Below are 9632 nucleotides of genomic sequence, written 5' to 3'. Positions count from 1 at the left end.
GAGCACCGACTTCCGCACCTACACCCAAGCCGACCTCGACCAGGTCGCCCGCGAGCTCAACGGCCGCCCCCGACAAACCCTGAACTGGCAGACTCCCGCACAAGCCCTCAACACCCACCTCGTTGCAACAGCTCCCTGAAACCGCCCCGTCGAGAGGCGCAGAACGTGGCCTCTCGACGGTTCAGGGTTGGGCGGGTCAGCGGATGCGGACGCCGCTGATGGCCCGCGCGATGACGAGGCGCTGGATCTCGGACGTGCCCTCGAAGATCGTGTAGATCTTCGCGTCGCGCGACCATCGCTCGACGGGGTGGTCGGTGACGTAGCCGGCCCCACCGAGGATCTGCACCGCCTTGTCGGTCACGGCGACCGCGACCTCACCCGCCTTGAGCTTGCTCATCGAGCCCTCGGCCGCGGTGAACGGCTGGTTCGTGCGCCCCATCCACGACGCCCTCCAGACGAGCAGCCGGGCCGCGTCGATCTCGGTGCGCATGTCGGCGAGCGCGAACGCGATCGCCTGGTTCTCGATGATCGGCCGACCGAAGGCGACGCGGTCCTTGGCGTAGTCGAGGGCGTACTCGTATGCCGCCCTGGCGATCCCGAGCGCCTGCGCACCCACCGTGGGGCGCGAGATCTCGAACGTCCGCATGGCCGCCTGTCCGCTCGACGACCCTCCCTCGCGGGCCCGGGCGAGGCGCTCGTCGAGCTTGTCCTTGCCGCCGAGCAGGCACGAGCCGGGCACGCGCACGTCGTCGAGGAAGACGTCGGCGGTGTGCGAGGCGCGCAGGCCGAGCTTGCGCAGCTTCTTGGCGCCCTCGAGACCCTTCGTGCCGGGCGGGACGACGAAGGCGGCCTGCCCGCGCGAGCCGAGGTCGGGGTCGACGACGGCCGTCACGACGTGGACGTTGGCGATGCCGCCGTTGGTGATGTAGGCCTTCTGGCCACTGAGGATCCACTCGTCGGCGGCCTCGTCGTAGCGGGCCCGCGTGCGCATGGCGCCGACGTCGGAGCCGGCCTGCGGCTCGGTCGTCGCGAAGGCCCCGAGCTTCGGGTCCTCGGCGTCGCCGTAGCACTGCGGCAGCCACTCGACCATCTGGTCGGGGGTGCCCGAGCCGTAGATCGCGGCGACCGCGAGGGTCGTGCCGAAGATCGACATCCCGATGCCCGCGTCACCCCAGAAGAGCTCCTCGTTGGCGAGGTTGATCGAGATGCCGGTCGGGTCGGACCAGCACTGGGCCAGGAACTCGAAGCCGTAGAGGCCGTTCTTGGCCGCCTCCTGGATGACCGGCCAGGGCGTCTCCTCCCTGGCGTCCCACTCGGAGGCGGCCGGGCGCACGACGTCGGCGGCGAAGCCGTGCACCCAGTCGCGCAGCTCGGTCTGGTCGTCGTTCAGGGCGAGCGAGAACTCCACCACGACGTGCCTCAGGCCTTGGGGATGTCGAAGAAGTTCGCGACGTTGGCCGCGAGCCCGAGGTCGCCCTTGGCCTTGATCTTGCCGGTCATGAACATCATGACCGGGTTGCCGCTCTTGGTGATGACCTTGGTGAAGTCGACGGGCGACATGGCGAGCGACAGCGTCGAGTCGCCGTCGTGGCCGGGCACCGACGTGCAGGTGCCGTCGGCGAAGCGCACGGTCCACTCGTCGGCCCCGCCGTCCGGGCGCCCGGTGATGCTCCAGTGCGTCGTCGCGGTCGTCGATCCGGCGCGGTCGGGGCGGAAGAGCTCGGGCATCCGACGGAAGATCGCGTCGACGATCGGGCCGCGGTTGGCGCTCTCCATGACCTCCTTGACGTCCTTGTCGGACATCTCCTTGACGATGCGGATGAAGTCGCCGGGCTCGACGGCAGCGAGCTGCTCGGCAGTGGCGGTCGTGAAGTCGATCTCGGGCATGAGGGTCCCTCCGGAGGAAACGGCATGGTTACCGCGAGTAGGTTACCGGACGGTTCAGCCGTCGAGGAACCAACCCGCGACCATCCCGTCGGGACGGCCGGGCTCGATGTAGTGCTCGTGGGCGAAGGCCACCGCGAACATCTCGACCGGCATCTGGAGCATCCCCTGCGCGTCGGACTGGCTTGCGTGCGCCTTGAGCGCCGAGCGCTTGACCTCGAGGAACTCGCTCACGTCGCACGCCCAGTGCAGCTCGCTCTCGAGGCTGCCGAGGGGGTTGCCGTCGTCCATCGGCTGGCTGGGGTCCCACTCCCCCACGTCGAGGCCCGCGGCCATCGCGGCCTGGTGCGAGCGGATCATCGCATCGCGGTTCATCGAGCCCTCGAGGTAGCGAGGCGTGCCGGCGAGCTCGGCGGCACGCTTCGTCACGGCGTGCACCTTGACGTGGTCGGGGTGGCCGTAGCCGCCGTGCCAGTCGTAGCCGACGACAACGTCGGCCGCCTCCTCGCGCAGGACGGCCGCGAGGCGCTGCGCCGCCTCCTCCGTGTCGGCCCGGGCGAAGCTCTCCTCGTGGTCGTTCTGGGCCCACCCGGTCATGCCGGAGTCGGCGTAGCCGAGGAACGCGACGCGGTGGGTGCCGATGACGGCGTTGGAGGCGGCGGCCTCGGCCCGGCGCCGCTCGACGACGGTCTCGCCCTCGGCCAGGTCGTCGGGCGCGTCGCCGTGGTCGCCGTTCGTCGCGACGACGAGCACGACGCGGTGGCCCTCGCTGACGGCCCGCGCCATCGAGCCCGCGGACTGCGAGGCCTCGTCGTCGGGGTGGGCGTGGACGAAGACAACGGTTGACATGGACTCAGCCTCTCACCGCGGGCCGACGTTCCCGTCACCAGCGCCACCGGGCGCGACCGGCAGCGTGTAGACGACGTAGCCCTCGAACGTCGCGAGCTCGTCGTAGAGCCGGCGGGCGACGGCGTTCGACTCGTGGGTCTGCCAGTAGACGCTGCCGCAGCCCTGCGCGCGCGCCCAGTCGCGCACGGCTGCGATGAGGGTGCTCGCCACGCCCCGGGCCCGCACTGCCGGGTCGGTGAAGAGGTCCTCGAGGTAGCAGAGGTCGGGTTCGCTCGAGCTGGGGTGCACGAGGAAGTGGGTGATCCCCACGAGCTCGCCGTCCAGCCATGCCCCGAGCCCGTGCAGCCTTGCGTCAGAGGCGATCTCGCGCCACGCCCTGTCGTATGCCGCCTGGTTGAGCTCGCGCTCGTAGAAGCGGATGTACGCGCGGAAGAGCGTCTCCCACCGGTCCCGGTCGGCAGGTTCCAGGCGTCGGGTCTCGATCACGACCCGACGCTAGCGCGACGGCACCGTCCCCGGCAGGGCCACGACACGGCATACCCAATGAGCCACTCGAGTGAGCGCCCAACCACACTCGAGTGAGCACGCGGTCACAGACGAGCGAGCGCCCCACCCCACGAAGGTGGGACGGAGCGCTCACTCGAGTGGGACGGAGCGCTCACTCGACGGGGCGGGTCAGGCCTTCTTGGCGGTGGCCTTCTTCGTCGTGCGCGTCGTCGCCTTCTTCGCGGTCTTCTTCGCCGTCTTCTTCACGGCGCGCTTGCGGGTCGTCGGGCCCTTGGCGCGCTTCTCGGCGAGCAGCTCGAAGCCCCGCTCCGGCGTGATCGCCTCGGGGTCGTCGTCCTTGCGCAACGTCGCGTTGGTCTCGCCGTCGGTGACGTACGGACCGAAGCGGCCGTCCTTGACGACGACGGGCTTGCCGCTGACGGGGTCGGCGCCGAGCTCCTTGAGGGGCGGGGCGGCCGCGGCACGACCGCGCTGCTTGGGCTGGGCGTAGATCGCGAGCGCCTCGTCGAGCGTGATGTCGAAGAGCTGCTGCTCGGTCGTCAGCGACCGCGAGTCGGTGCCCTTCTTGAGGTACGGGCCGTACCGACCGTTCTGCGCGGTGATCTCGACACCCTCGGCGTCGGCACCGACGACGCGCGGCAGCGAGAGCAGCTTGAGCGCCGACTCGAGGTCGAGCGTCGCGAGCTCCATGTCCTTGAAGAGCGAGGCCGTGCGCGGCTTGACCTTGGCGGTCTTCTTGGCCTTGGGCTTGTCAGCCCCGGCCGCGGCGGCGTCGTCGTCCTCGATGACCTCGGTGACGTAGGGCCCGTAGCGCCCGGCGCGTGCGATGATCTCGCGGCCGGTCTCGGGGTCCGTGCCGAGCACCTTGCCGTCGTCGGCGGCGACCTCGAGCAGCTCGCGCGCCTTCTCGGGCGTCATCTCGTCGGGCGCGATGTCGTCGGTGATCGTCGCGCGGCGCGGCGTCGACGGCACCTCGGCGCCGTCGGCGAGCTCACCCGTCGCGAGGTCGACGCCCGCGGGCACGAGCTCCTCGACGTAGGGGCCGTAACGGCCGACGCGGACCACCATGCCGTCGCCGATCGGGATCGTGCTGATCTCCTTGGCGTCGATCTCGCCGAGGTCCTCGACGAGGTTGCGCAGACCGGCGGCCGAGGTGGCCTCCTCGCCGAAGTAGAAGCGCTTGAGCCACGCGACGCGACCCTCGTCGCCGTTGGCGATGCGGTCGAGGTCCTCCTCCATCGAGGCGGTGAACTCGTAGTCGACGAGGTTGCCGAAGTGCTCCTCGAGCAGCCGGGTCACGGCGAAGGCGAGCCACGTCGGCACGAGGGCCTGGCCCTTGGTGAAGACGTAGCCGCGGTCCTGGATGGTGCCGATCGTCGAGGCGTACGTCGACGGGCGGCCGATGCCGCGCTCCTCCATCGCCTTGACGAGGGTGGCCTCGGTGAAGCGGGCGGGCGGGCTCGTCTCGTGGCCGTCGGCCTCGGCGCGCACGACCTCGAGCGGGACGCCGGCGCTCAGCTTGGGCAGGCGGCGCTCCTCGGCGGCGGCGTCGGCGCGGGCGGCGGACTCGTCGTCACGGCCCTCCTCGTAGGCGGCGAGGAAGCCCTTGAAGGTGATGACGGTGCCGCTCGCGCTGAACTCGACCGACTGGGCGCCCTCGAGCGCCGTGTCGACGGCGAGCTTGACGGTGGCGGTCGAGCCACGGGCGTCGGCCATCTGCGACGCGACGGTGCGCTTCCAGATCAGCTCGTAGAGGGCGAACTCCTCGCCGCGCAGCGACCCGGCGACCTGGGCCGGGCTGCGGAAGCGGTCGCCGGCGGGGCGGATGGCCTCGTGGGCCTCCTGCGCGTTCTTGACCTTCTTCTCGTAGCGACGCGGGCTGTCCGGGACGTACTCGGCGCCGTACATGTCGCGGGCCTGGCTGCGCGCGGCGGTCATCGCGGCGTCCGACAGCGTCGTGCTGTCGGTACGCATGTAGGTGATGTAGCCGTTCTCGTAGAGCCGCTGGGCCACGCGCATCGCGTTCTTGGACGACATCCGCAGCTTGCGGGACGCCTCCTGCTGGAGGGTCGAGGTCGTGAACGGGGCCGACGGGCGGCGGGTGTAGGGCTTCTCCTGGACGTCGGTGACGCGCGCTTGGAGCCGGCGCTCTGCGCCGGAGAGGGGCAGGCAGGCCTCGGCGATCCGGGTCGCGAGGGCCTCGTCGAGGTGGACGACGCCCTTGCCGGTCAGGCGGCCGTCGTCGGCGAAGTCGCGACCGGTGGCGACGCGGACGCCGTCGACCGACGAGAGCCGGGCCGTGAACTGCTGGCTCGCACTGTCGGGGGTGAAGTCGCCCTCGACGTCCCAGTAGGAGGAGCGGACGAACGCCATGCGCTCACGCTCGCGCTCGACGACCATGCGGGTCGCGACGGACTGGACGCGGCCGGCCGAGAGGCCCTGGCGGACCTTGCGCCACAGGACCGGGCTGACCTCGTAGCCGTAGAGGCGGTCGAGGATGCGGCGGGTCTCCTGGGCGTCGACCATCGCGGTGTCGATCTCGCGGGTGTCGTTGACGGCCCGCTGGATCGCCTCGCGGGTGATCTCGTGGAACACCATGCGCTTGACGGGGACCCGCGGCTTGAGCGCCTCGAGCAGGTGCCACGCGATGGCCTCGCCCTCGCGGTCCTCATCGGTGGCGAGGTAGAGCTCGCTGGCGTCCTTGAGGAGGCGCTTGAGCTCGGCGACCTTCTTCTTCTTGTCGGGGTCGACGACGTAGTACGGCTCGAAGCCGTTGTCGACGTCGACGGCGAACTTGCCGAACGGGCCCTTCTTCATGTCGGCCGGCAGCTCGGAGGGGTTCGGCAGGTCACGGATGTGACCGACGGACGCCTCGACCTCGAAGTCGCCTCCGAGGTATCCGGCGATGGTCTTCGCCTTGGCGGGCGACTCGACGATGACGAGCTTGCGGCCCTTGCCTGCGGCCATGGTGCACCTTCAACTTCCCGCATCTCACGTGCAGCGGATTCGTCGCTGCCCCGACGTGGACGCGGACCGACCGTAACAGCCCGCGCCGAGTGCGGTCTCACGACATCCACCGGAGGGGGCGTATGCCGTCCGCCGCAGCCCGGGTCCTCGGGCTCGCTCGGGTGGGTGGTGCGGGCACCTGCCGCGGGTGCGGCGAAAAGGGGCCACCCGGCATACGCCCTCGGGAATGATGGCGATCCAACACTCGTTCCCCATGATAGTTTAGACTTCAACAACTTCGGAAGGAACCGCCATGTCCGCCCCCGTCCTGTACCTCAGCCACGGCGCCCCGCCGCTCGCCGACGACGAGCGCTGGACGGCCGAGCTGGCCGGATGGTCAGCGGACCTGCCGAAGCCCACGAACGTCCTCATGGTCTCCGCCCACTGGGAGGACGCACCGACGACGCTCGGCTCGACGACCGGCGCACCGCTGACCTACGACTTCTGGGGCTTCCCGCAGAAGTACTACGACGTGACCTACGACGCCCCTGCCGCCCCCGGGCTCGCGGACGACGTGACGAGGCTGCTCACGTGGCCGGGCCACCAGGTGCACCGCGACGAGGCGCGCGGCCTCGACCACGGCGCATACGTCCCGCTCAAGGAGATGTTCCCTGACGCCGACGTGCCGGTGCTCCAGATGTCGATGCCGACGCTCGACCCGCGCGGCCTCTTCGAGATCGGCCGGCGCCTCGCCCCCCTGCGCGAGCAGGGCACGATGATCGTCGGCTCCGGCTTCACGACCCACAACCTGCGCTGGTTCAACCCGCACGCCGGAGCCGACGGCCTGCCCCCGCGCGCCAGCGCCGAGTTCGACCACTGGGCCCAGGAGGCCATGAAGGCCCAGGACGTCGACAGCCTGCTCGACTTCCTCGACAAGGCCCCGGCCGCCCGCGAGGCCCACCCCCGCACCGAGCACTTCGCCCCGCTCTTCGTCACCCTCGGCGCCGCCTACGAGTCCGGCGGCCTCGACAACAAGAGCGTCATCGACGGCTTCTGGTTCGGGCTGAGCAAGCGCTCCTGGCAGTTCGACTGAGACGTCGGACGCCCCCGGTCGCCGGGGGTGGGAACCGGCGGGTAACCCCATCCGTTCTCCGGATGTGGGTGCCCCACGCACGCGGCCGCGGCTCGTAACCTCCCCTGACTCCGAGCCGCGGCCGCTCCCCTCTCCGGAGGGGTCGTCCGAGCGACGGAACCCACGCGTTCGCCCACCCGTCGCAGGCGCACGGCACGTAGAGTGGCCGTACGCCCGACGAGCGCGCCGCAGGCGTGATTCGTGCGCCGTCCGCGGTGCCGACGGGCGAGGGACTTCGGTCGCGTCGCCGACGTGGCCGGCACGCGAGGGAAGGACCCGCTCCACATGACTGACCAGCCCGCCGCCCAGGCAGCCGCGCCCGCCCAGGTCGCTCCCCTCGAGCCGCCGCCCGGCGACGCGTTCATCCTCACGGCTCCCGCGCCGACGGCCGCCGTCGCCGAGACCGCCGCGCCGAAGATGGCGCCGGCCGTCCCCGAGGCGGCCCTACCCGGCCTCGATGCCAAGGTCGACACCTACCTCGACTCCCTGACCAAGGCCGCGGCCCGCTCGCCCGAGTGGGAGACCAAGGCCGCCGACGTGCGGATGATGGGCAACGACGAGGTGCGGTTCGCCGCCGAGTCGTCCAACCGGATGCTCCAGATGCCGGTCAAGGCCCTCAACGAGGGCGGCCTGTCCGGCAACTCGAAGGTCGGCAAGACCCTGCTCGACCTGCGGCGCACCGTCGAGGACCTCGACCCGGGCCAGGCCGCGGGCGCCAAGAAGTTCCTCGGCATGATCCCCTTCGGCGACAAGGTCACCGACTACTTCCGCAAGTACCAGTCGGCCCAGAGCCACCTCAACGGCATCCTCCACTCGCTCCAGTCGGGGCAGGACGAGCTCGTCAAGGACAACGTCGCCCTCAACCTCGAGAAGAAGAACCTCTGGGAGTCGATGGGCCGGCTCAACCAGTACGTCTACGTCGCCGAGCGGCTCGACGCCAAGCTCGCCGCCCAGGTCGCGACCCTCGAGGCGACCGACCCCGAGCGGGCCAAGGCGCTGCGCGAGGACGTCCTCTTCTACGTGCGCCAGAAGCACCAGGACCTGCTGACCCAGCTCGCGGTCTCGATCCAGAACTACCTCGCGATCGACATCATCATCAAGAACAACATCGAGCTCATCAAGGGCGTCGACCGCGCGACCACGACGACCGTCTCGGCCCTGCGCACCGCCGTCATCGTGGCCCAGGCGCTCAACAACCAGCAGCTCGTCCTCGACCAGATCACGGCCCTCAACACGACGACCTCGGGCATCATCGAGCGCACGTCGGAGGCGCTCAAGCAGAACTCCGCCCGCATCCAGGAGCAGTCGGCGAGCGCGACGCTGTCGATCGAGTCGCTGCAGAAGGCCTTCGCCAACATCTACGAGACGATGGACACCATCGACCAGTTCAAGGTGCGGGCGCTCGACAACATGGCCGCGACGATCGGCACCCTCGAGACCGAGGTCGCCAAGTCGCGCACCTACCTCGACCGCGTGTCCAAGCAGGACGCCCGCCGCGCCGAGAACGCCGCTCCCGGGCTGCTCGACCTCGGCTCCGGCCGGTGAGGGTGGCTGCGCCTGGAGGCCCGACCGGGAGGTGACGGGCCCGCGACGCGGGTGAGGTGAGGCGGGATCGCCGTGGCGCGACCCGTGGAGCAGGATGTGCGTGGTCGGCCGACGGTCGGCGCGCGGGACACACCAGAGGGGACAACGCAGTGGGAATCCGGTCGTGGTTCGGGTTGGACAGGCCCGAGGCACCCGAGCCCGTGCGCTCGGGGCCGCCGACCACCGAGCAGCTCCTCGGGGCGCTCGACGCCATCGAGGCCCAGGCCCGTGAGGGCAAGGTGCCCGGCGTCGTGCTCTCGCGCCTGCTGCGGGTCACCCGGATCGTGCGCCAGACGCTGCCCCGCCTGTCCAACCTCGGCCTCGGCAGCAGCCAGGGCTTCAGCGTCATGGCCACCGCCACCGACTACCTGCCGGTCGCCATCGGCAACTACCTGCGCCTCCCGCGCGACTGGGCCGACACGCGCCCCATCGCGGCGGGCAAGAGCTCGGTCATGCTCCTCGTCGACCAGCTCGACCTGCTCGGTACGACGATGGACAAGGTCTACGACGCCGTGTGCCGTGCCGACGCCGAGGCGATCATCGTGCACGGGGCGTTCCTCGAGCAGAAGTTCGGCCAGGCGTCGGACGGTGGCGTGCTGGGTCTCGGTCCGGACCCGGTGCGGGTCGCCCCACCACCCGGCACGGGCTCGTCGGGAACCGCGGACCCGTCCGGTGCCGTCAGCACGTCATCGTCCCCCCACCCGCTGGCCCCGCCGGAGTGATGCATGAA

The 9632-nt window shown here is 70.7% G+C and carries 8 protein-coding genes and 1 pseudogene; 4 read left to right on the top strand and 5 right to left on the bottom strand.

Annotated features, from left to right (window positions below; translation table 11 throughout):
• Positions 1 to 139 (top strand): annotated as a pseudogene (locus tag AB4Z14_RS14700) (IS30 family transposase); the annotation flags it as partial.
• A gap of 57 nt (positions 140 to 196) precedes the next feature.
• Here AB4Z14_RS14700 and AB4Z14_RS14695 read toward each other — a convergent pair.
• From AB4Z14_RS14695 to topA, 5 genes are all read right to left on the bottom strand, one after another.
• Complete coding sequence (locus AB4Z14_RS14695) at positions 197 to 1411, bottom strand: acyl-CoA dehydrogenase family protein (RefSeq protein WP_442275830.1); 1215 nt, start codon at positions 1409 to 1411, stop codon at positions 197 to 199.
• 8 nt (positions 1412 to 1419) lie between these two features.
• Positions 1420 to 1887, bottom strand: coding sequence for an SCP2 sterol-binding domain-containing protein (locus AB4Z14_RS14690; RefSeq protein ID WP_442275829.1), 468 nt, complete (start codon positions 1885 to 1887; stop codon positions 1420 to 1422).
• Between the two features lie 54 nt (positions 1888 to 1941).
• On the bottom strand, positions 1942 to 2733 hold the full coding sequence (locus tag AB4Z14_RS14685) for a PIG-L deacetylase family protein (RefSeq protein ID WP_442275828.1): 792 nt from the start codon (positions 2731 to 2733) through the stop codon (positions 1942 to 1944).
• 12 nt (positions 2734 to 2745) lie between these two features.
• Positions 2746 to 3219, bottom strand: a complete 474-nt coding sequence (locus AB4Z14_RS14680) for a GNAT family N-acetyltransferase (protein ID WP_442275827.1) — start codon at positions 3217 to 3219, stop codon at positions 2746 to 2748.
• A 189-nt stretch (positions 3220 to 3408) separates the two neighbouring features.
• The gene (gene topA / locus AB4Z14_RS14675; RefSeq protein ID WP_442275826.1) at positions 3409 to 6207 is read right to left on the bottom strand and encodes a type I DNA topoisomerase; all 2799 of its coding nucleotides are present in this window, start codon (positions 6205 to 6207) and stop codon (positions 3409 to 3411) included.
• 292 nt (positions 6208 to 6499) lie between these two features.
• Between topA and AB4Z14_RS14670 the strand changes: the two genes are divergently transcribed.
• From AB4Z14_RS14670 to AB4Z14_RS14660, 3 genes are all read left to right on the top strand, one after another.
• Positions 6500 to 7279 (top strand): dioxygenase family protein, encoded by a 780-nt coding sequence (locus AB4Z14_RS14670; RefSeq protein WP_442275825.1) that lies wholly within the window; start codon positions 6500 to 6502, stop codon positions 7277 to 7279.
• A 324-nt stretch (positions 7280 to 7603) separates the two neighbouring features.
• Positions 7604 to 8863, top strand: a complete 1260-nt coding sequence (locus AB4Z14_RS14665) for a toxic anion resistance protein (protein ID WP_442275824.1) — start codon at positions 7604 to 7606, stop codon at positions 8861 to 8863.
• Between the two features lie 200 nt (positions 8864 to 9063).
• Positions 9064 to 9624: a hypothetical protein gene (locus AB4Z14_RS14660; RefSeq protein WP_442275823.1), complete on the top strand. Its 561-nt coding sequence runs from the start codon at positions 9064 to 9066 to the stop codon at positions 9622 to 9624.
• Positions 9625 to 9632 lie beyond the last annotated feature (8 nt).

The organism is Terrabacter sp. 2TAF16 (genome assembly GCF_052115065.1).
Classification (GTDB): domain Bacteria; phylum Actinomycetota; class Actinomycetes; order Actinomycetales; family Dermatophilaceae; genus Terrabacter.
This window is presented reverse-complemented; position numbering and strand designations above follow the sequence as displayed.

What these genes read in the sequence shown, in the direction of transcription:
- AB4Z14_RS14670 (WP_442275825.1), top strand. Translation starts at nt 6,500, where the DNA reads ATGTCCGCCCCCGTCCTGTACCTCAGCCACGGCGCCCCGCCGCTCGCC.
- AB4Z14_RS14665 (WP_442275824.1), top strand. Translation starts at nt 7,604, where the DNA reads ATGACTGACCAGCCCGCCGCCCAGGCAGCCGCGCCCGCCCAGGTCGCT.
- AB4Z14_RS14690 (WP_442275829.1), bottom strand. Translation starts at nt 1,887, where the DNA reads ATGCCCGAGATCGACTTCACGACCGCCACTGCCGAGCAGCTCGCTGCC.
- topA (WP_442275826.1), bottom strand. Translation starts at nt 6,207, where the DNA reads ATGGCCGCAGGCAAGGGCCGCAAGCTCGTCATCGTCGAGTCGCCCGCC.
- AB4Z14_RS14685 (WP_442275828.1), bottom strand. Translation starts at nt 2,733, where the DNA reads ATGTCAACCGTTGTCTTCGTCCACGCCCACCCCGACGACGAGGCCTCG.